Below are 21,398 nucleotides of genomic sequence, written 5' to 3'. Positions count from 1 at the left end.
TTCATTTTTAGCATAAGCTAATTTTAATTTATATATATCTTTCAATTTTTTCTCTAAATTGCTTTATCAATATACCTATCATATATTAAAAACATATCTTACTTAAGACTAGGAGGGATTCTTATGCTTTTAATATCAGCATTCATCTTTAGCTTATCCTCTAATATAGATAATCTAGTTATAGGAATATCCTATGGAATAAAAAATGAAAAAATTTCTATGATTTCAAATATAATAATAGCAATTATAACTACCCTTGGAACTTATATATCAATGGAATTTGGTAAGTTTATCTGTAGGTTTATAAGCAATGATATTTCTAATCTATTTGGTGCAATAACACTACTTTTAATGGGTGCTTATTTTGTATCACAAAGCATCATTGAAAAAGAAAGAGATAAAAAAGTTAAAAGTAAAAAAGTAACTAAAATGAATATGAAAGATACAATTCTACTCTCTCTTGCACTAGCATCAAATAATCTTGGAGTTGGAGTTGCTGCTAGCATCACTGGTCTTGGAGTAAAATGGGTTGTCATATTTACTTTTATAACAAGCATTTTAACTATATCTATTGGTCAAAATCTTGGTGACCATGTTATTGGTAAATTTATAGGTGAATATGACTCTTTAATTTCAGGAATACTACTTGTAATCCTTGGTTTTATAGAAATTTTTTAAGCGTCAAATCTTTGATGCTTTTTTTATTAATTCTTAATTACAATTCTGTAAAATCAACCTTAAAACGGGTGTTTTAAACCTTTTCATTTCTTTGATTTTTTTCATCTATATACCAAATCATACGGCTCTTGAATAAAAAGTTGTACATCTTCCTTTATCCTATTAAATCTATTCTTTTTTTATTATCTAATCTACTAAACTTATATATTTTCATTTTTGTAATACAAATATTTACTTGTTACTATAAAAATATAAATATAGTTCAGATAAATTAAAATAATAGGAGGAATTTAAAATGCTAAATAAAAAATTAATTGTTGGACTTGCCGTTATTGCAGGCGTTTCTGCTTCACAATATAAAATACATGAACATAGCGCCCACAAAGATTTTGTATCACTCTACTCACAGCACGAAACTAATAATCACACTACAAACTTAAAAGCTATAAATTCAATTGGGACTACTACTATAAAATCCCCTATTGGACTTTGGCAACTTACAGCACCTGCAATGACTGGAAGTAAAATTACTGTTATCCCAAACAATACTAAAGTTACAGTTCTTGGAGAAAGCAATGGTTGGTATAAAGTTATTTATAATGGAATTACAGGTTGGTCTTATGCTGAATATACAACAGGGTTACATCACTCTAATATTTCAACAGAACCAACTACAAAAACTAACCAAGCTAACTTAAAAGCAAAAGTTACTTCACCTGTTGGACTTTGGCTAATTAAATCACCATCTATGCAAGGTAATAAAATAGAAATAATGCCTAACGATAGTGAATTAACAGTTTTAGGTCATAATGGTAATTGGACAAAAGTTAATTACAATGGACAAACAGGTTACTGTTATACAGCTTACACAGAAGCTATTAATAGTCCTATCAAAACTCCTGTAAAAGAAATTAATCATACAAAAATGGTTAATCACAAAAAAGAAGTTAAACATATAAAAGAAACTAAAGTTACAAAAACTTCTGCTCAAACTAAGTTACATGGTGAAGTAGGTTCACAATATGGTCTTTGGCTACTTGAAGCTCCATCAATGGAAGGTCATAAAATTCAACTTATGCCAGATGGAGGCCAATTCACAATCCTTGGTTATAGTGGAAACTGGACAAAAGTTGATTATAACGGGAATATTGGATACTGCTATACAGAATACACAAGCAATATAAGTTCAACAAAGCTTGGTTCAAAAATAATCGGACAAACAACTATCACATCTCCTGTAGGACTTTGGCAGCTTGAAGCTCCCTCATTTGCTGGAGAACAACTTGAGATAATACCTTACCAAACTAAACTTAATGTTTATGGCGAGCATAATGGTTGGTATCAAGTAGAATATAAAGGTGTTATAGGTTGGTCTTATTCTAAATATACATCTAGGCTTAATAGTTCAAATAAAGTAGCTACTAAGACTACCAATTCTGTAACTAAAATAGTTACTCATAAAGATGTGGATTATAAAAATGCTAAAAATGGAACTTATGGAACTGTAAATTCTTCAATCGGACTCTGGATGTTAAACTCACCTTCAATGCAAGGTAATAAAATAAAGGTTATTCCTGCAAATGCAAACCTTAAAATTTTAGGACATTCAGGTGATTGGACAAAAGTTGATTACAACGGAAATATAGGATATTCATATTCTAAATATATTACACAAAACGCATCTTCAAATACTACTAATTCTCTTAAAAATGTGAGAGTTCAACCAATGGTAGGTCTTTGGATGCTACAAGCACCAAATCTTAAAGGTGGTCATATCACAGTTATACCTTATCGCACAGAATTATCAGTAAGAGCAGTGCGTAATGGTTGGTATGAAGTTTCTTTTGGAAATAATATCGGTTGGGTTGATGGTACTTATACAAATGCACTTTAAAACTATCAAAATATTTTATTCACAAATAAAAATAGCCTTCTAAGAAAATTTCTTAGAAGGCTATTTTTAGCTATTCTTAATATCTGAAACTATTTTTCCATCTCCAACAGTAATTACTCTATCAGCTTTATCTGCTATCTTCTGATCATGAGTTATAACTACAAATGTTGTATTATACTTTTTATTAATATCTCTAAGTAACGCGTAAATATCATCAGTTGTTTTAGAATCAAGATTACCTGTAGGTTCATCAGCTAAAACCATTTTAGGGTTATTGATAAGTGCCCTTGCAATAGCTCCTCTTTGTTGCTGACCACCTGATAAATCAGTTGCCTTATTATTCTTAACCTTTGATAAATTAACTAACTCTAATAATTCTTCAGCTCTTTGCTTTATCTCTTTAGTTACTTTTTGACCAGATAACATATAAGGCATTAAAACATTTTCCATTACTGTAAACTCTGGTAGAAGATAGTGAAACTGGAATATAAATCCCAAATCTCTATTTCTAACTTTTGAAAGTTCATTCTTTTTCATTTTATCTGTTCTTTGCCCATTTATATAAATCTCTCCACTTGTTGCAGAATCAAGTGTTCCAAGAATATTAAGCATTGTACTCTTACCACTACCACTCTGTCCTATTATAGATACAAACTCACCTTCTTTAACATCTAGGTTTATATCAAAAAGAACCTGTGTCTTAACTTTATCACCATATATTTTATTTATATTTTTTAATTGTAAAACATTCATTTTCATACCTCCTAGTTATCTCTGATTATTTCCATAGGGTCAAGTTTTAATGATTTAGTTGCTGCAAATACTGCTGCTATTGTAGCTGCTATAAATGCAATTATCATACTCACTATTATAAATGTAGGATCTAAAACTCCTGGTATAATAGGTTGTCCATTTGGTGTTTTTACAAAGTTAGCAAATATCTCAAATACTCCAACTCCAAGACCTCCACCAACTAACGCACCAATAACTCCAAGTATAGAACCTTGATATATAAAGATTTTAGCTGCATCACTATTTTTAATTCCCATAGCTTTTAAAATACCGATTTGCTTTGATTTTTGTAATACTGAGATTGCAAGAACTGATGCTATACTCATAACTACTGAAATCATTATAAATACCTGAATTGTTAGTGATGATGAATTCTGACCACTTAAAGCACCTAAAAGACTAGCATTCTCTGCTTTCCAGTTAGTAACCTTTAAATCTTTGTTTAAGTTCTTTGAAATTCCATCAGCTATTACATTAGCATTAAATATTTCACTACTAGAAAGTTTCATTTCTATTGAATTTACTTTATTCTTTTCATTAAACATGCTTTGTGCATAATTTAAGTCTGTAACCACCCAAGTATCATTAAGTTGTCCAACATTTAAATTAAGAACTCCACTTATTTTCACTTTTTTAGTTCCCTGTGATGTTTGAAGTGTCATGCTATCTCCAACTTTTAAGTTAAACTTCTTAGCAATTCCTTCTCCTATCATAACTTCATCTTTATTATTTGGAAGTGCTCCCTTTGTAATATCCTTTTTAATGTTATAGATATTGTGACCTTCTCCAAAATTCATTCCTCTAACAAGAACTGAAGCATTAATCTTATCTATATTTATAAGTGCTGGATTATCTAAAACCCCACTAATTTGTGTAACCTTGTTTGGATACTCTTTTTGTATGTTATTTATTATTGCATCATAATTATCAAATGTATTAGATGAACTCTTTGCATTTACTACTGAAACTTGTGCACTATTTCCAACAGTTGTTTGAATCATATTAGTATTAACATTCTTAATTAATAATCCTAAAAAGATTTGAACTGTAACCCCAAGGGCAATCCCAAGTGCTATTAAAGTTGTCTGTATTTTATTTGACTTCAAGAACCTTGAAGCTATTTTTAAACTTATTCCCATAATGTAAAATCTCCTTTTCAAATATATATGTAAATTTATTAATTTCTTTTTTCAATTTCCCTTTCCACTATTTGAAGTATAAAGCCTGACCTTAGGTCAGGTGCAAGGACTTTTTTTCACATTTTTCTATCCCCTCCATCTCCAACCCCTTTTAAAGTTAGTGACAATGCCACTCTACACACTTTAAAAACATTTAGCACACTAACTATTTCAAAGCAAAATAAAAAGCCTTTAAGATGAAATCACCTTAAAAGCTTTCTAATTAATATTCTAATGTCTTATTATATTTCTTATCAAATACTACATATAACATTATTCCACATAGGATAAATACTATTGCAAATCCAAAGAATAACATGTGATATCCTCTTGCTGTGTTAAACAATGTTTTAGCACCAAAGAATCCTATTATTATTGAAATGACTGCATTTATTCCTGTTATTATAGCTAGGAATACTGGTCTATTCTCCTTTTTAACTAAAAGAAGTTGTAGTGAATCTTGCACTGGATGAACTGCATGAGTAAATCCATATCTTAAGAATATTGCTGCTCCCATAACCATTGCTGTTGCTGGAAGGAATATATTCCCCATTCCTATCACTATCATTACTGGTCCTGATAAGAATATAAGAAGTGCAAATGATTTTATGTTCCCCATTTTTTTAACTATAAATGGAGTAGCTAGTAAGAATACAAGCATCCCTATACTTTTAAATGAAAGTATTGTTGATGTTGCTCCCCTGCTTATATGTAAAATTCTATTAAAATATATTGCAAGGTTTGGAGTTATAAAGTTTGACTCAACTCCCATTGCAACTGAGTAAATAACCCAAGATACTATATATTTATTTTTAAATACACTTTTATCAAATTTAACTTTTTCTATTTTCTCAGTTGTTAACTCTTGAACACCTCTATAGTCTTCTCTCTTCTCTTTCATCATTGCAAGAAGAATTATAATTGCTACAAGTATAGCAACTGCTATCCAAAGAACAAACTTATATGACTCTATATAAGAAGCTAATTGATCGGGCGTCATTTTACTTGTATGTGCTGTAAGCTTGTCTGCTTTATCATATGATACTCCAAGTAATTGTTTAAATCTCCAAACTACAAGTTTACCATCAAACATACTTACAACTGCTTCTACTATAACATTAATTATAATAACTCTTGTAAATACCATTATTCGATTATCTTTGTTAGTATAAGCCATTATTACAAGTGCCATCATTATATCAAATGCTTTATCCCCTAAATGTAACACTGCAGATGAAACTGCTATTGGTAGATAACTATGAAAATAAATCGGCAAAATAAATGCTATAAGCATAGAAATTGCAATGGCAATAAATACTTTCTTATGACCAAACCACTTAACTGCAAGTAGTGCTATAACCAATATTAACATTGCAAATCCTATGAGCATTGATAAATCATCTGATGCTGCTTTATTACTAAGTCTTAAATAACTTCTATAAGCATCTCCAACGATGCTTTTAACTCCACCAACCAAGGCAAATACTATTGTGAATAGAAGAATATTATAACTCATACGTCTTTCTTCTAACGACTTTATCTTATGTTTCATTTAACTTTCTCCCTATTTATGTATTGTACTTTCACAATAATATCACAACTGATTATCAATTTCAATTACAATTAGGTTTCATTAAACCCAAATAGAAAAAAAGTTGATATAAATTTAATATCAACTTTTCCTCAATTATTCAAATGACTCTTCACTCTTATATTTATTTATGAACCCAATAAGGTTCTCTATATCCTTTGGATTAACCCCTCTAAGCTCTTCTGGAATAACATCAACTTCCTCTAAAACCTGCAATAGATTATCAAGACCATTTTCTATATCTTCCATATTATTAACATTACTTTCTATCTCTTTTACTATCTCTACTTTTCTTTTCTCACCCCTAGCTTTAGTAAACTCAGCTAAAAGCATCATCATATTATGATGTCTTTTTCTATAACTTTCATCTATATCAGGGTTTATCCCATCTCTTTTTTTGTGTTTATTAATTCTAATATTCTTAACCTCATCAAGAAGCATATCCCAATCAACCCTATCAGAACTTCTTAAAGTATTATCAATAGCATTTAATGATTCCTTTATAATCTTTAAATGCTTAATCTTTAAATCTATAACTTTCTGTTGATTTGCTATAACCTCTGATGTTCTCTCTACATCATCAAGGTCATACTCTTTTATCTCTGCAATAGAAAATCCTAAAAACTTTAAAGCTGTAATCTTCTTTAACTTTTTAAAATCATCATCTGTATAAAATCTGTGCATTGCTTCATTCTTATGACTTGGCACTAAAAGTTCTATCTTATCATAATACCTTAGTGTTCTTTCTGTAACTCCAGCCATATTTGCAAATTCTTGTACCTTGTAATAACTATCCATGCACTCGCCTCCTATGTTTGTTCCTATTAATTCCATTTCACTACCTTATATAAATAGTATCTTGTTATGATATTGTTTTGTCAATATATCTTAACTCTAAGTATTTTATTTTTACATCTTACTCGGATATAATTTACTACATAATATATGAGAAATTGAGAATAAACATAGGAGGAATTAGAATGAAGAAATTAGCTTATGAATTTGGAATAGTTGGATATTTTGCTATCTTTATTCTATGCACTTTTGAGATAATAATGATATCTGTTAACTCATACGGCATAGATACAATAGCAAGTCTTTACTTATTCTTTGGTATGAATTTACTTGGACTAGCACTTTTAATATTTACTATGCTAGGGGACAGATACGAGCGAATACATAAATCTTTCAACTTAAACAACAGGGGTGTTGCAATATTATATTTAGGAGTAACTGTGGTATCAGTTCTTCTATTAATAAACTCAAGTAGATATAATCTAGCAGCTGATAGTTTTCCTTTACTTATAAAAGGCTTCATATATGAACCTGAAATATATCTACCAATAATTCCAGTTATAATATCAGGAATACTATTTGTAGTTAGTAGTAAAAGAACTAAAGTTCAAAAAGAATATCAACTTGAAAAAGAAACAAGAGTTAGCCATTCATAGAATGACTAACTCTTATTTTATATTATAGATTTTACTCAATAGTAAATTTATTATAATCTATGCTTCCACCTGAAGCCATAGTATCATTAACTAATTCATTATGCCCAATGTTGAAAATACTATCATACTTACTAATATCTATATCAAGCTTTTGCTTTTCACCATTTACTAGATTATACATAAACTCATCATTACCTTTATATAAAACTTCCCCGTTTGCTAAACTTGCAAATGGAACACCTTCTTCCACTTTTTCAGTATCCATATAAATATTGTATTTCATTGGCATGCCAAGTTCCACAGGCTCAAAAGAAACTGTAATAAGACTTTCATCTACAAACTCAAATGTATTAGTAACTCTTTCCCCTGTTTCTATTAACAGTTCTGATTTTCCATCTTTGAATTCATATAGCCCTTCATTTAGAACTGAATATACTACTCTTCCCTTATCACTAACTTTTAAATCAAAAAATAAAATTGGTTCTGCTCCCTCATAAATAACTTCCGTAGTTGGCTTTTTCTCAAACATATTTACCCTAACAATTTTTGTTTTTTCTCCATCTATAACTAAGCCATAGATATAATCTCCATGCACCTTAAACTCGGCTGCATTTTCAATTAATAATACTCTTTTTTCACCAACTTCTTTTCTATATATAGCCCCACTACCAAACTCACCTAAAATTCTTGAAGTATCTTTATAAACTAAAGTATCATCAGTTCCAATAATTAAACTTCCCTTTCCTTCTATTTTATCCTTTGTAATTTCCCCATTATTCATATCAAAATATATAGCCTCATTATTTTCACTTATCATACTAAAAGTATTTTCTCTAAAAGCCTCTCTATCAATATGGAATAGCTTCCCTAGTCCATAAGCTCTTCCACCAGCAATAGTTTCCCAAACCTTATCTCTCAAATTATAAGATTTAACTTCTTCATCTATTTGAACCACAAGATAATTATCACTTACATCAATAACTCTAAATGCCTCTGTTTTTACCTCTACTGGAATATCTGTTACATTTCCACTTTCTATATTTAAAATTTTTATTTCCTGTCCTGTTTCAGAGAAATAAAAATTCTTCCCATCTATAATTCCAAAATCACTCTCTAATTTAGTTTTTAATAAAACTCTCTTCTCACCATTTTTATTTGTAGCAACAATCTCATCTTCTAAATCATCTATACGCTCAACATCATCCTTCAATTCACTACTCATATTCTCAAAAAATCCAGAATCATCAACTGTATCAAAAGTTATAAACTCATTTGTAGACTCAGCATACATAGCACTCCTTGTCCTAGACTCCCCAAGTTCTATAAATTTTCCATCATCTAAAACTGAAAGTATATCATTTAAACCATTATTCTTATTAGCAGTAGCAAGATAAATAGCAGAACCTTCTTTTTTTGTCTCAACTTCACTTTGAACTTTACTCTCTACATCTAAACTAACACACCCTATAAAACCTGCACCACCAATAATCATTGCACCAATCATTAAACCCATTAACTTTACCTTCTTCATCAAACACCCTCCTTAGTCACTTCATTTTGTCTATCCTCTTTAGTTTATAAAATGATTATGTACTAGCTTTTATCAAACTATAAAATTAATTTAGCTATTAACAACCTTGCCCCTTTAAAACCTTTATCTACACAAAAAAAAGGTTCTCTCTTTTAAAAGCTATACCTTGATAGGTTATCCCAAGCTGACTCCCTAAAAGGGTCCTACCTACAAAGATTCAATTCCTTCATCTTTTCTAAAACCGCTTATATCAATGTTTGTAGAGGTCACTACCAATATGGTAGTAACCTCTTTTTACTTATCCACAGAATTCTTTTGAAATTACATGAATAATATTGCTATCATTAGGAATACTAAAATTATTAAATAAAAAACCATGTTAGGTACTTAATTCAAATTTATAAATTAGGAGGATACCTTATGAAAGTTATTACTATCAGATTAGATGAAGAACTTCATAACAAACTTAAATTAAAAACAGAAAGTGAAGATAGAAGTATACAAAGACACTTAATTCGCTTAATAAAAAAAGATGTTGATACTACTGAAATAAAAAATTAGAAATAAAAAAGGCAGCTCTAAAAAAATCTGACAATTTTAGAACTACCTATATATGAGTGTTGTTATAAACAACCTTACATTAGTTTGATTATAACAATCCTTATAAATTAAAACAATAAGGAGCTTTTAACTATGCGAAAAAAATTTCTTACTACGCAATTTAATGGATATAATATTTGTACCTATCTTTGGAATGGGAAAGTATGTTGGGTCGCTATCCAAATCGTAAAGTCATTTAAATATTTAACACCTTCAAAAATAATTTATCATTGTATAAAAAGAGAATGTTTTATCGAAGGTTTAGATTATAATATTTTAACTGGTGATACCCTTAAAATATTTAAGGAATCTGCTAATTTAAATAATACTGATATTAGATATGCCCCAAAATTAATTATTTTTTATGAAAGTGGACTATTGGGATTTTTAAGCTATTGTGATAAACCTGAAGCTATGCCTTTTAAATCTTTGGTTAGACATAAAATTTTACCAAGCATCCTTAGAGATGGCTATTACGTAATTGATGATTTAAAAAAAGATTTGCCGACTTCACTTGTAGCATCAAATAATACTAACCTTAATGATTCAGCTTCCTTTGAAGAAGAAGATTCCTTAATACCGCTAGAACCATCCACACCAAAAGTTAATCTTCCTCTACTTGAAAAATATATAGAACTTTCAGATTCTTCACCAAATGATAAAATAAATCTATTACTTAATCTTTACCAAAGTCTAGGTATTTCAATTGGAAGTGAAAAGTTTTTATAAAGCTAATATAGCAAAATCTATTGATAAGATTTTGATTTTTACGACCTTACTTTAACCCAGTTATTTAGCCAAAGTTTTCAAAGGTTCTTTCCTAATTGGAAAGAACCTTTGCCACTTATCCACGCAACCTTTCATCCTTAATATAGCTTATCATTCTATTTAAATATCTTATCTTTTAACATACATATCCTTCATTTTTCTAAAAGCAATTTGTTTTATAGTTTTCATTATATCTAGTTCTAAACTTAGTTGTACACTAAAAAAGGCACACTATTTCATCATAAAGCATTGTGCCTTTTACTTATAACTTTCTATATTAAATCTATTATTGAACCTATATCAAGGGCTTGAAAATAAAATAGAAAACATTAATTTTATAGATAGATTTTAACTTAATATCAATTAAACTTTGGATAACCTATACAGTCTAATCTCTTTATTCAAGCCATCGAAAAAAGGTTCTTTCCTGTGGGGAAAGAACCTTTCTTAGATTATCCACACTAAAAAGGCACAATATTTCATTATAAAATATTGTGCCTTTTACTATTAGTTATTTCCGTATATCTTAACTATGTTTACGATAGTTTCAACAGCTTTTTCCATTGATTCTATTGCAACAAATTCATGTCTACCGTGGAAGTTCTCTCCACCAGCAAATATGTTTGGACAAGGTAATCCCATAAATGATAATCTAGCACCATCAGTTCCACCTCTTATAGGTCTTACATGTGGAACTATATCAGCCATTTCCATAGCTTTTCTAGCAGTATCAACTACGTGCATTACTGGTTCTACTTTTTCTTTCATATTTTTATAACTTTCTATGATTTCAACTTTAACAGTTCCCTCACCATATTTATTATTTAACTTTTCTTCTATTTCTTTAAATAGTTTTTGTCTTGCCTCATATTTATCTTCAAAGAATTCTCTTATTATAGCTACCATATTAGCTTTTTCAATACATCCTTTAACATCCATTACATGTATAAATCCTTCATAACCTTCTGTTTTTTCTGGAACTTCTTCAAGAGGAAGCTCTGTCATAAACTCATGTGCTACCATTATAGAATTTATTAATTTATTTTTTGCATAACCTGGGTGAACATTTCTTCCTGTTATCTCTATTTTAACAGTACAAGCATTGAAGTTTTCATACTCAAGTTCTCCAACATGACCACCATCCATTGTATAAGCAAAATCTGCTGCAAACTCTTTAACATTAAAGTGGTCTGCACCTTCTCCAATTTCTTCATCTGGAGTAAATCCAACTTTTAAATCGCCATGTTTAATCTCTGGGTGATTTATAAGATATTCCATAGCAGTCATTATCTCTGCTATTCCAGCTTTATCATCAGCACCTAAAAGTGTTGTACCATCAGTTGCAATTAAAGTTTTACCAATATAATTTTTAAGTTCTGGTGATGAACTTGGTGCTAAATAAACTTTTAATTCTTCATTTAGAACTATATCTTGTCCCTGATAATTCTCTATAATTTGAGGTTTAACATCTTTACCACTCATATCTGGTGCAGTATCCATATGTGCTATAAACCCTATTGTAGGAATTTCTTTTGAATCAGTATTAGATGGTAATGTTGCATAAACATATCCAAACTCATCTGTATGAACATCTGATAATCCTATTTCTTTTAACTCTTTAACAAGTTTTTCTCCTAAGACTAATTGCCCCTTAGTACTAGGAGTAACCTTTGTTGACTCATCTGATTTTGTATCAAGTTTTACATATTCTAAAAATCTATCTTGAACTTTTTTCATAAAAAAACATCTCCCTTTTCTTTCAATTCTATATAAATATTATCATACTTTTTTATCTCAATTTAAAGTCATATTTTTCTTTATTGCTTATTTCTAAACTTTTTCACCATACTCCATACTATAATAACCAAAGCAATTGCTACAATTGCATTAATTATTGTTCCCAAAAATGATCCCATTTTAACATCCCCTTACTTATCTTTTGTTCTTTTAATAATTGTATCATTCTTTTTTAATTCAAAGAAAAGCACCCCTAAAATTAGGAATGCTTTTAATATTATTTTTCCATACCAAGTCCATGATTGTACATTCTTCTATTTTCTATAGACCAAAGTCTTTCAGAGAATTCACCAACTTTTGTTTCTGTCATAAGTTTTTTCATATCATACATTCTTGCATCTATTGTATCTATAAAGTGGACCATTTCAGCCTCTGGAATCATTGGTTTTACAGGACTTCCATAGTCTGCTTCAAAGTGATGTGAAAGTATCATATGTTGAAGTAACATCATTTTCTGGCTATCTATACCAAGTTCTCTTCCCACTACCTCAAGTTCTTTAATTCCTTGTGTTATGTGTCCAAGAAGTGTTCCTTCTAATGTATATTCATCTACTACACCAAGCTCTGATGAGTTCATTTCCTTGATTTTAGCAAGGTCATGAAGTATTATTCCTGCATAAACTAAATCTAGGTTTAAGAAATCATATATGCTACAAATTTTCTCTCCAAGTCTTAGCATTGTAAGTATGTGATATAAAAGTCCACCTTTCATTGAATGGTGATTCTTTTTAGCAGCAGGGTAATACATTAACTTTTCTTTATTTCTTTCTACTAAAGAAGTTAAAAGAAGTTGTATATCTTCATCTTTCATACCATCTATATATTTTTCTATTTCAGCTAACATTTCTTCACTTGGCATAGGAGCTGATTTAACATACTCATCCACAACTAAGTTATCACTTGCTTCTGATTTTCTCATTTTTTCAACTTTAAGTTGAAGACTTCCTTGCCAATTAGTAACTGTTCCTCTAGTCATAACTATTTCATTAGGTTTATATAGCTTTTCATTTTGGTCATTAACTTCCCAAACCTTCCCTGCTATTTCTCCTGTTTTATCGGCTAAGATAATATCTAAATATTTTTTATTACTATTATTAGCAACCTTACAAACAATCGACTTTATAAGATAGAATCCTTCCACTCTTTCGCCTTGTTCAAATTCGCCTATTTTCTTTTCTAAAACGCTCATATTCATATCCTTTCATCTTTGTTTAATGATATACTTATTTTAACAAATTCCGTTAGAGCTATCGCTCTACTAAATTACTCTCAACTACTATTTTGCCACATATCTGAAATTTGTAAACCACTTTACAAGAAAAAGGAGATTTCAAATGTTTTTACCAAATGATGCCAAACTCATAATTGATACTTTCTACCAAAATAGCTATGAAGCTTTTATAGTTGGTGGATGTGTTAGAGATACTATGTTAGATAGAGAAATAAATGATTATGATATTACAACTAATGCACTTCCACAGAAAACTATAGAACTTTTTGATAAAACTATTCCAACAGGACTCCAGCATGGAACTATAACTATAATGCTAAATAAAGAACCTTATGAAGTCACAACTTACAGAGTTGATGGTGAATATAAAGATAATAGACGACCAGATGGAGTTATATTTGTAACTAACCTAAAAGAGGATTTAGCTAGAAGAGATTTTACTATAAATGCTATGGCTTACAGTCCATACTTTGGATTCAAAGATTTCTTTGATGGAGAAACTGACCTTAAAAATAAACTTATAAAAGCTGTTGGATGTGCTAATCAAAGATTTAATGAAGATGCACTAAGAATGCTTAGAGCTATTAGATTTGCAGCGCAACTTAATTTTTCAATAGAAAATCAAACTTATAGTGCTATAAAAGATAATGCTAATCTTATTAAAAATGTAAGCATGGAAAGAATTAATGTAGAGCTTATTAAAACTTTAAAAAGTGAAAAACCATCACTTGGAGTTAAAATGCTAGAAGAAACAAGGTTACTTAAAAATATATTTGTAACACAATACGATACCTATTTTAATTGTGAATATTTCAATCAAAATATATCTAATCTTGATAAGCTAGCAAATATTCCATATATAAGACTTTGCTTTATGCTTAAAACTTGTTTTAAAAATATAAATGAATCTGACCTTAAAAATATTCTAAAAAAATTGAAATGTGATAATAAGATAACTTCTTATATTTTATCGCTAGATAGTAACTTTAAAAGTTACCAAAATATAAAATCAGATATAGATTTAAAACTTTGGATTGCATCAATTGATATATCTATTCTTTTTGAAACTTTTGATTATATTGTAGCTAAGCTACAATTTGAAAATTCTGATATAACTCAAATTCAAAAATTATATGATAGGACTAAAGAAATTATAATTAATAAAGAACCACTTTCTATAAAAGACCTCGCTGTAAAAGGTTCTGACCTCATAAAAGAATGTAATATGAGTGCTGGAAAAGAACTTGGAGAAAAACTTAATTTTCTACTACTTAAAGTTTTAGAAAATCCTAGCCTAAATTCTAAAGAAGTTCTTCTTAATTTTTTACAATAAAAAAGTGATTGAACTATATTTATTAGTTCAATCACTTTTAACTATTTTAATGTATATTCAGTTACTACTTTAGTTTCACCTTTTAATGCCGTAACTAATACTTTTTTATATCCTACTTTATGAGAATAAATATAATCATAATTTGTTGCAACCATATCATTTTCTAAAACTATAAACTTTTTGTTTTTCAAATCATAAACTACACTATTTTCCCCAAGCATATAAATATATGATTCATCTACATGTAAATTCCCAGCATCATAGTCAAGTTCACTCTCTAACTTCTCATAATACTTATTTAAATTACTATCCTCAAATATTCTGCCTGTAAGTTGTGCGCTCTCTAAATCATAAATATATAACTCTAAATTATCTCTCTCACCTTCTGATATAAAAACTACCTCTTTATCATATATATCAAGATTTTTAACCTCTAAACCAAGGTCTATCTCTTCTAAGATTCCATCATCTATTTGATAATTTATAAGTGTTTGCTTAGTTATTTCTCTACTTTGATGATCGCGCTCAGATTTTATATAGATAACATTATTTAAACCAACTTTCATATTTTCTAATGAAATATCTTCATCATTATCTTTTATAATTTCCTTTTGAAAAGTTTTATCTAAATTATAAAGAATAACTTTTTCTTCAACCTCACCACTATTATCAAGCTTGTAATATTTATATATTAAATTATTATTCTCTGATATATCAAGCCCGCTAAGACCACTTTGATAATCTTCTAATTTACTGTAATCCAAACTTGCTATTTGAACAAACTCACCCGTTTCAATATTTCTTGAATATATATATTCTTTATTTAACTTTTCAGCTCCAGTTCCTAAGTTCTTTGCATCAGCTTCTATCCAAACTAAATACTTTCCATTACTAATGTATTCAACTATAGAAAACTCTTCATTCTGAGGTTCTATATAATCAGTTTTTCCATCATCATAAATTATATCAAGTCCACCATTTTCAGAAGAATTAATAACTCTATCTTTTAAAATCAAAGTCTCTCCATTGTAATAATTCTCTTTTTTTTCTTCTCTTGAAATATAGTCACCACTACTTATTGTTTTAACTTCTGAATCTGTCTTAGTAAGTGTTCTGCCATTATCAATCGTAACCACTTCCGTACTTTTTTTATTTCCACAAGATATAAAACTTGCACATACACAAGCTATCATAACTGCAATAGCTATTTTTTTCAAAATATCACCCCAAATAAATTACTATACTCAAATACTACCATATCATTTGCCCTGTTTTTTTACTTTATTATTAAGATTATTATTAAGATTTAATGACCTAAAAAAAGACATTGATGAAGTAGTTCATCAATGTCTTTTTTTATTACTAAGATTTATGTTGGCTAAATCTTATTCTTTTAACTTATCATCTTACATTATGTGCAAAACTTTTTATTTTATCCTAAAATCTTTAGGATTATTTTTTTTAATGGCTTCAATATATTTATTTATTGCTATTTCACTATCGTCTCTATGTTCAAGTTTATGTTGGTACATAAGATAATCTGCCATTTTAAGAATATCCTTTATCCCCTCATTTGGTCGACTTTTCATATAACCTCCAATTGAAACACTAATGGGCAATACACAATTTTTTTCATTATATATCTTAAAACTTGTTTTAACAGTATCTACAATTTTTTCTAAATACTCGATACTCTTATTCTCTGTTATAACTACAAACTCATCTCCACCAGTTCTAAATATAAAATCATCTTTAGATATAATTTTCCTTATTTTTTTACTAAAAATCTTTATTATATCATCACCAAACGAATGACCAAGCCTATCATTTATTTGCTTTAATCTATCCATATCACAAACTATCATCCCAATACCAACTGCTGACCTATACTCTTTCATTTTTAGCTCAAAAAAGTTTCTATTATGACATCCTGTTAAAACATCATAAAAAGATTTTCTAGTTAAATACTCTTCTTTAAGCTTTCGCTTATAAGAACTTGCTAATATTCTTTTGAATACTTCTTGATATGGTAAAAATATTTTTTTATCTGCCTCACTAAGCATTGGCTCAAATGCAATAAATAATTTTTCTTCAGCTCCACACTCAATAATAATACAATCTTTATTTTTCAGAAGTTCTGATATCTTTGACTCTTTATATTCTAGCCTACTTATTCCTATACATTCTCTTTGATTATAAGCTCTATATACAACTGAATTTTTTTCATTTAAAAACTCGACTGTAAATATTCCTTCTAGTTTAAATAACTCTCCAAACTTTAAGATTACATAATCTAAAACTTCATAAAAATTATCCATACAAAGAAGTTTAAATAAAATATTATTCAATTTATTTGTCATTTCATAATTTTCAAATTTAAAACTTCGCGCCTCTAAATTAGAGCACATAACTATCACCTCATACAATTAAGTACTTTCAATTATATATTATTCCCACTTATTGGAATATACAACAACTTTTCATAAAATATTTTCTCCCATTTGTATGATTAAACTATAATTTTTTAAAATTTGTATACTTAATATTTTACTTCTTTATCAATTCCAAATAGGTATAGATACTTCCCATCTACTTTTTTGCCTAAAATCCCCTCTAATGTTTGACTATACAAATCAATCTGAATCTTATATCTTTCAAGAATTTTCTCTTCACTTCCAGCCTCAACATAATCTGTTTTATAGTCTATTAAAACCACACCATCTTCATCTTCAAAGAAACAATCAATGATGCCTTGTAGTCTTAACATTTCATCTTTATAAATTTTTTTATCTAACTCAACATATAAATCAGTAACTTTAAACTCTCTAAAGAATGGAAGTTCTCTATAAATTTTATATCCATTATTATGAGCTTTCAAAAGTCTTTCACCAAGCTTTGTTCTAAAGAATCCACTTACCTTATATGGATTTACAACTTCGGCTTCTTCCTGTGTTATAAGTTCTTTTATAACCATCTTATCTAAAAGTTTATTTATATCATTCACATGTACTTTATCATAATCAACATGCTGCATAACAAAGTGAGTTATAGTTCCTCTTTGAGCTGGTGTTATCCCAACTTTTTCTCTCATAAAACTAGGTAATTTTTCACTAATTTCATCAAATGAAACATCATCTTTATCTTTATTAAACTCTTCTATTTCCTCATCTTTAAATAAGTTTATAACCTCTTCATTACCTTCCATAGCTTTCTTTTTAAGGTCTGAAACTGATATATTTGAAGGTATATTACAAACGCCCTCATATTTATATCTAAAATCTAATCTATCTAAAATCTCTTTGCATATATCTTTCTGTGATTTTTCTAAATCAAGAACTTCTTTTTCCTCAAGTTCTATCTCAACTTTATTTGAAAGGTCACTCTTAATCCACTTTTTAATACTCCACTTTGATTCATTTTGAATATTAATAATTTCTTTTCCAAGTCCTCTAATAATATCTCCATCTGGATGTTTTGATAAAGCCATACCTATCCAATCAAGATAACTAAGTCTTTCACCAATAAGTTTTGATGGGTCTATCTTATCACCTTTAGAAACAATTCCAGCTTCATACCACTTTGCAAACTTCTTATCTATCTCTTTGACAGAACCTGTAATTATAAGTTTCTCTCTTGGTCTTGTAAGTGCAACATATAAAATTCTCATTTCTTCTGATAACGCTTCTAATAATGCCTTTTTCTTTATAGCTGTTTTTGCTAGACCAGTATATTGATTCTGAGTTTCAACATTCACTACATCAACCCCGATTCCAAGTTCATCATGGTGTTGTATACTCTTCTTTAAATCCATAAGGTTAAACTGCTTCCCTGTCCCTGATAAAAAGACTACTGGGAACTCTAGCCCTTTACTTTTGTGGATACTCATAATTCTAACAACATCTTCATTCTCTCCAAGAATCTTTGCAGATCCTAAATCATTACTAGCTGACTTTCTCATCTTCTTTATAAAGTTTATAAAGTTAAACACGCCTTTAAAACTAGTTTCCTCATACTGTCTTGCTCTTTGGAATAATATCTTAAGATTCGCTTGTCTTTGAGGTCCATTAGGCATAGCCCCAACATATCCAAAGTATGATGTATCAGTATATAAAAACCATATAAGTTCATCTATTGGTATATACTCAGACCTCTCTCTCCAAAGGTTAAGTTTTGCTAGAAAATACTCACACTTTGTTTTAATCTCTAGTGATATATCAGTTTCTCCCTCGCATACTTTTTGGATATTTTCAAAGAAATATTTTTCTTTATTTATAAGTCTAAGTTCTCCAAGTTCCTCTGCTGAAAATGCAAATACTGGTGACCTTAAAGATGCTATAAGATAAATATCCTGCATGGGATTATCTATAATATTTAAAAATGACATTATAGTTCTTATCTCTGTTGTATCAAAATATCCTGTACCTGTATCTGCATAAACAGGTATACCAACATTTCCAAGTTCCTCAACTATTCCACCACTCCAAGATTTTGTAGCCCTAAGAAGTATTACTATATCTTTATACCTAAGTCTTCTATACTTCTTTTGACCTTTATCCCAAACTACATAATGCTTTCCATCTTTTTGTGTCATAAGCTCTTGAATTTTTCTCGCTATAATTCTTGCCTCAAACTGTGCATCCTCTATTTCATCCTCATCACTACTCTCACCAAGTTCATCATCATCAAAAACAACTAACTCTTTTTTCTCCGTGGTAGACTCACTTTCCACAGGTGCAACTCCTACTTTATCTAAAATATGAAGTTCCGTATCTAAAGAATGATAAGAAGTTTCTACACTCTCACCCTCTATCATATTTTCCTGTGTAAGCTGTGCATAAGGAAATCCAAGATTTAATCTTTCTACTTCTGTATAATCAAGTTCTCCAACTCTTTTAGTCATAAGTGTTTCAAATATAAAATTAGCTGCATCAAGAATTTCTTTTCTACTTCTAAAGTTTTTAAATAGCATTATTTTTCTATCTTTACTACCCTCATCCCCACTATACTTCTCATATTTATCAAGAAATAGCTCTGGTTTTGCCTGTCTAAATTTATAAACACTCTGCTTTACATCTCCAACCATAAAAGCATTAGGATTTTCTTCCTCTCTTCTTGAAACCATGTTTATAATAGTTTCTTGAATATTACTACTATCTTGATACTCATCAACTAGAACTTCAACAAACTTTTCTTTAAACTCTTTTGCAATTGATGATGGCTTTACTTCATCTCCATCTTGGTCTATAAGGATTTTTAAACATAAATGTTCTATATCATTAAAATCTATAATATTCTTTTCTCTTTTCTTCTCTGAAAATTTCTCTCTAAATTCTATAACAAGTTCCCCAAGACATTTCACTATAGGGTACATATATTGTAATCCCTCTACAATATCATTTATATCCTCACTTGGAATATCATCAGCAACTTTCTTAATAGCTTTCTTAACTGTATCCCTTGATGCTTTTATATCTTCTACTAAAACCTCATTTTCAACAGTTCCTTTTTTAAGTCTTTTTATTGTGCTAAACTTCACTCTTTTTATAGCTATATATGCACTCTCTATATTTCCTATTTTGATAGCCTCAACTGCATTTATAATTTGCGATAAATCATCTGCTATTGTAATTCCATAAGGCTCAAGCCAACTACACTCATTACATCTATCTAAGAGTCCTATTACTATATCTCTATAACTTTCAAAATCTATTTTTAATGTTTCCATTATAGCTTTAGCCCATATATTTTCATTTAATTCTTCTTTATCTTTTATGTTATACTTTTCTGCCTTTTCTCTAAGCCACTGTTCTGGCCAAGGTCCACTCATTACAAATCTATATAATGAGAGTATCTCATCTTTTATCTTTTCATCATTATTACCACTTGCAAAAGCATCAATTAGGTTTAAAAAATCTTGATTTCGCTCCTCATATCTATCTTCTAATAATTCTGCAATAACATCATCTTTAATAATCGCTGCCTCTGCCTCTGATGCTATCCTAACTCCTGGGTCAAGGTCTATAAGATGATAATTACTTCTTATAACATTAAGACAAAATGAGTGCATAGTCATGATGTTTGATCTATTTAAAAGTGATAACTGTCTTTGTAAAACTGATGAGCTTGGATCTTTTTCTAATGCATCTGAAATAGCATCTCCAATTCTTTCTCTCATCTCAGCCGCTGCTGCATTAGTAAATGTAACAACTAAAAGCTTATCTATATCAACTAAATTTTCACCCTCTGTAAGCATCTTTATTATTCTCTCAACCAAAACTGCCGTCTTTCCAGACCCAGCTGCAGCTGCTACAAGTAAATTAGAATTTCTTGTGTAAATTGCTTGTGTTTGTTCTTTTGTCCAAGTAGTTCCCATAAGTTCCTCCCTCTACAATTCATTTATTATGTAAATTCATTTCTCAGTAAAATTTTGCCACTCTTTATCTAATATTATAGCCAACTCAAAAACTTTAAACAAATAACTCGAGTTTTTTCTTTATTTACACTTAAAATGTTTAATTTTTCACAATGTTTCTTTATCGATACTTTCTTGCACA

16 protein-coding genes are annotated in these 21,398 nt (G+C 29.2%); 6 read left to right on the top strand and 10 right to left on the bottom strand.

Annotation, left to right across the window (positions count from 1 at the left end):
* Positions 1–123 precede the first annotated feature (123 nt).
* Together Q0V24_RS03115 and Q0V24_RS03110 are read left to right on the top strand one after the other, a co-directional pair.
* The gene (locus Q0V24_RS03115) at positions 124–678 is read left to right on the top strand and encodes a manganese efflux pump (RefSeq protein ID WP_297518658.1); all 555 of its coding nucleotides are present in this window, start codon (positions 124–126) and stop codon (positions 676–678) included.
* 295 nt (positions 679–973) lie between these two features.
* Positions 974–2,572, top strand: coding sequence for an SH3 domain-containing protein (locus Q0V24_RS03110; RefSeq protein ID WP_297518657.1), 1,599 nt, complete (start codon positions 974–976; stop codon positions 2,570–2,572).
* A gap of 66 nt (positions 2,573–2,638) precedes the next feature.
* On the opposite strand, the gene Q0V24_RS03105 is transcribed toward Q0V24_RS03110, so the two are convergent.
* From Q0V24_RS03105 to Q0V24_RS03090, 4 genes are all read right to left on the bottom strand, one after another.
* Positions 2,639–3,325, bottom strand: a complete 687-nt coding sequence (locus Q0V24_RS03105) for an ABC transporter ATP-binding protein (protein WP_297518655.1) — start codon at positions 3,323–3,325, stop codon at positions 2,639–2,641.
* Between the two features lie 11 nt (positions 3,326–3,336).
* A complete protein-coding gene (locus Q0V24_RS03100; RefSeq protein WP_297518653.1) occupies positions 3,337–4,503 on the bottom strand; it encodes an ABC transporter permease in 1,167 nt (388 codons plus the stop codon).
* 262 nt (positions 4,504–4,765) lie between these two features.
* Positions 4,766–6,094, bottom strand: a complete 1,329-nt coding sequence (locus Q0V24_RS03095) for an MFS transporter (RefSeq protein ID WP_297518651.1) — start codon at positions 6,092–6,094, stop codon at positions 4,766–4,768.
* Between the two features lie 135 nt (positions 6,095–6,229).
* Positions 6,230–6,931 (bottom strand): MerR family transcriptional regulator, encoded by a 702-nt coding sequence (locus Q0V24_RS03090; RefSeq protein ID WP_297518649.1) that lies wholly within the window; start codon positions 6,929–6,931, stop codon positions 6,230–6,232.
* A gap of 182 nt (positions 6,932–7,113) precedes the next feature.
* Between Q0V24_RS03090 and Q0V24_RS03085 the strand changes: the two genes are divergently transcribed.
* Entirely contained in the window at positions 7,114–7,584 is a 471-nt protein-coding gene (locus Q0V24_RS03085; RefSeq protein ID WP_297518648.1) for a hypothetical protein, read from the top strand.
* Positions 7,585–7,615: 31 nt separating this feature from the next.
* Here the strand turns inward: Q0V24_RS03085 and Q0V24_RS03080 are convergent, their stop codons facing one another.
* Positions 7,616–9,115 (bottom strand): hypothetical protein, encoded by a 1,500-nt coding sequence (locus Q0V24_RS03080; protein ID WP_297518646.1) that lies wholly within the window; start codon positions 9,113–9,115, stop codon positions 7,616–7,618.
* 420 nt (positions 9,116–9,535) lie between these two features.
* Here Q0V24_RS03080 and Q0V24_RS03075 point away from each other — a divergent pair, with 420 nt between their 5' ends.
* Both Q0V24_RS03075 and Q0V24_RS03070 read left to right on the top strand, forming a co-directional pair.
* Positions 9,536–9,676: a hypothetical protein gene (locus tag Q0V24_RS03075; RefSeq protein WP_297518644.1), complete on the top strand. Its 141-nt coding sequence runs from the start codon at positions 9,536–9,538 to the stop codon at positions 9,674–9,676.
* A 132-nt stretch (positions 9,677–9,808) separates the two neighbouring features.
* The gene (locus Q0V24_RS03070) at positions 9,809–10,444 is read left to right on the top strand and encodes a BRO family protein (protein ID WP_297518642.1); all 636 of its coding nucleotides are present in this window, start codon (positions 9,809–9,811) and stop codon (positions 10,442–10,444) included.
* A 546-nt stretch (positions 10,445–10,990) separates the two neighbouring features.
* On the opposite strand, the gene pepT is transcribed toward Q0V24_RS03070, so the two are convergent.
* Both pepT and Q0V24_RS03060 read right to left on the bottom strand, forming a co-directional pair.
* Positions 10,991–12,220 (bottom strand): peptidase T, encoded by a 1,230-nt coding sequence (gene pepT, locus Q0V24_RS03065; protein WP_297518640.1) that lies wholly within the window; start codon positions 12,218–12,220, stop codon positions 10,991–10,993.
* A 277-nt stretch (positions 12,221–12,497) separates the two neighbouring features.
* Entirely contained in the window at positions 12,498–13,469 is a 972-nt protein-coding gene (locus Q0V24_RS03060; RefSeq protein WP_297518638.1) for an HD domain-containing protein, read from the bottom strand.
* 145 nt (positions 13,470–13,614) lie between these two features.
* Here Q0V24_RS03060 and Q0V24_RS03055 point away from each other — a divergent pair, with 145 nt between their 5' ends.
* Positions 13,615–14,844 carry a CCA tRNA nucleotidyltransferase gene (locus Q0V24_RS03055; RefSeq protein WP_297518636.1) on the top strand — a complete coding sequence of 410 codons (1,230 nt, stop codon included), beginning with the start codon at positions 13,615–13,617 and terminating at the stop codon, positions 14,842–14,844.
* 41 nt (positions 14,845–14,885) lie between these two features.
* On the opposite strand, the gene Q0V24_RS03050 is transcribed toward Q0V24_RS03055, so the two are convergent.
* The 3 genes from Q0V24_RS03050 to Q0V24_RS03040 all read right to left on the bottom strand — a co-directional run bounded on the left by Q0V24_RS03050 (position 14,886) and on the right by Q0V24_RS03040 (position 21,217).
* Positions 14,886–16,061 (bottom strand): hypothetical protein, encoded by a 1,176-nt coding sequence (locus tag Q0V24_RS03050; protein WP_297518634.1) that lies wholly within the window; start codon positions 16,059–16,061, stop codon positions 14,886–14,888.
* A gap of 210 nt (positions 16,062–16,271) precedes the next feature.
* Positions 16,272–17,252 (bottom strand): GGDEF domain-containing protein, encoded by a 981-nt coding sequence (locus Q0V24_RS03045; RefSeq protein ID WP_297518633.1) that lies wholly within the window; start codon positions 17,250–17,252, stop codon positions 16,272–16,274.
* Positions 17,253–17,383: 131 nt separating this feature from the next.
* Complete coding sequence (locus Q0V24_RS03040; RefSeq protein WP_297518631.1) at positions 17,384–21,217, bottom strand: UvrD-helicase domain-containing protein; 3,834 nt, start codon at positions 21,215–21,217, stop codon at positions 17,384–17,386.
* Between the last annotated feature and the right edge of the window lie 181 nt (positions 21,218–21,398).

The sequence above is a fragment of the uncultured Clostridium sp. genome, from assembly GCF_947039605.1.
GTDB lineage: Bacteria > Bacillota > Clostridia > Clostridiales > Clostridiaceae > Sarcina.
Note: the sequence above shows the minus strand (reverse complement) of the source record. Positions and strands in the feature narration are given on the sequence as shown.

Coding starts and splice junctions, on each gene's coding strand:
- Q0V24_RS03115 (WP_297518658.1), top strand. CDS start 124: ATGCTTTTAATATCAGCATTCATCTTTAGCTTATCCTCTAATATAGAT.
- Q0V24_RS03110 (WP_297518657.1), top strand. CDS start 974: ATGCTAAATAAAAAATTAATTGTTGGACTTGCCGTTATTGCAGGCGTT.
- Q0V24_RS03105 (WP_297518655.1), bottom strand. CDS start 3,325: ATGAATGTTTTACAATTAAAAAATATAAATAAAATATATGGTGATAAA.
- Q0V24_RS03100 (WP_297518653.1), bottom strand. CDS start 4,503: ATGGGAATAAGTTTAAAAATAGCTTCAAGGTTCTTGAAGTCAAATAAA.
- Q0V24_RS03095 (WP_297518651.1), bottom strand. CDS start 6,094: ATGAAACATAAGATAAAGTCGTTAGAAGAAAGACGTATGAGTTATAAT.
- Q0V24_RS03090 (WP_297518649.1), bottom strand. CDS start 6,931: ATGGATAGTTATTACAAGGTACAAGAATTTGCAAATATGGCTGGAGTT.
- Q0V24_RS03085 (WP_297518648.1), top strand. CDS start 7,114: ATGAAGAAATTAGCTTATGAATTTGGAATAGTTGGATATTTTGCTATC.
- Q0V24_RS03080 (WP_297518646.1), bottom strand. CDS start 9,115: ATGAAGAAGGTAAAGTTAATGGGTTTAATGATTGGTGCAATGATTATT.
- Q0V24_RS03075 (WP_297518644.1), top strand. CDS start 9,536: ATGAAAGTTATTACTATCAGATTAGATGAAGAACTTCATAACAAACTT.
- Q0V24_RS03070 (WP_297518642.1), top strand. CDS start 9,809: ATGCGAAAAAAATTTCTTACTACGCAATTTAATGGATATAATATTTGT.
- pepT (WP_297518640.1), bottom strand. CDS start 12,220: ATGAAAAAAGTTCAAGATAGATTTTTAGAATATGTAAAACTTGATACA.
- Q0V24_RS03060 (WP_297518638.1), bottom strand. CDS start 13,469: ATGAGCGTTTTAGAAAAGAAAATAGGCGAATTTGAACAAGGCGAAAGA.
- Q0V24_RS03055 (WP_297518636.1), top strand. CDS start 13,615: ATGTTTTTACCAAATGATGCCAAACTCATAATTGATACTTTCTACCAA.
- Q0V24_RS03045 (WP_297518633.1), bottom strand. CDS start 17,252: ATGTGCTCTAATTTAGAGGCGCGAAGTTTTAAATTTGAAAATTATGAA.
- Q0V24_RS03040 (WP_297518631.1), bottom strand. CDS start 21,217: ATGGGAACTACTTGGACAAAAGAACAAACACAAGCAATTTACACAAGA.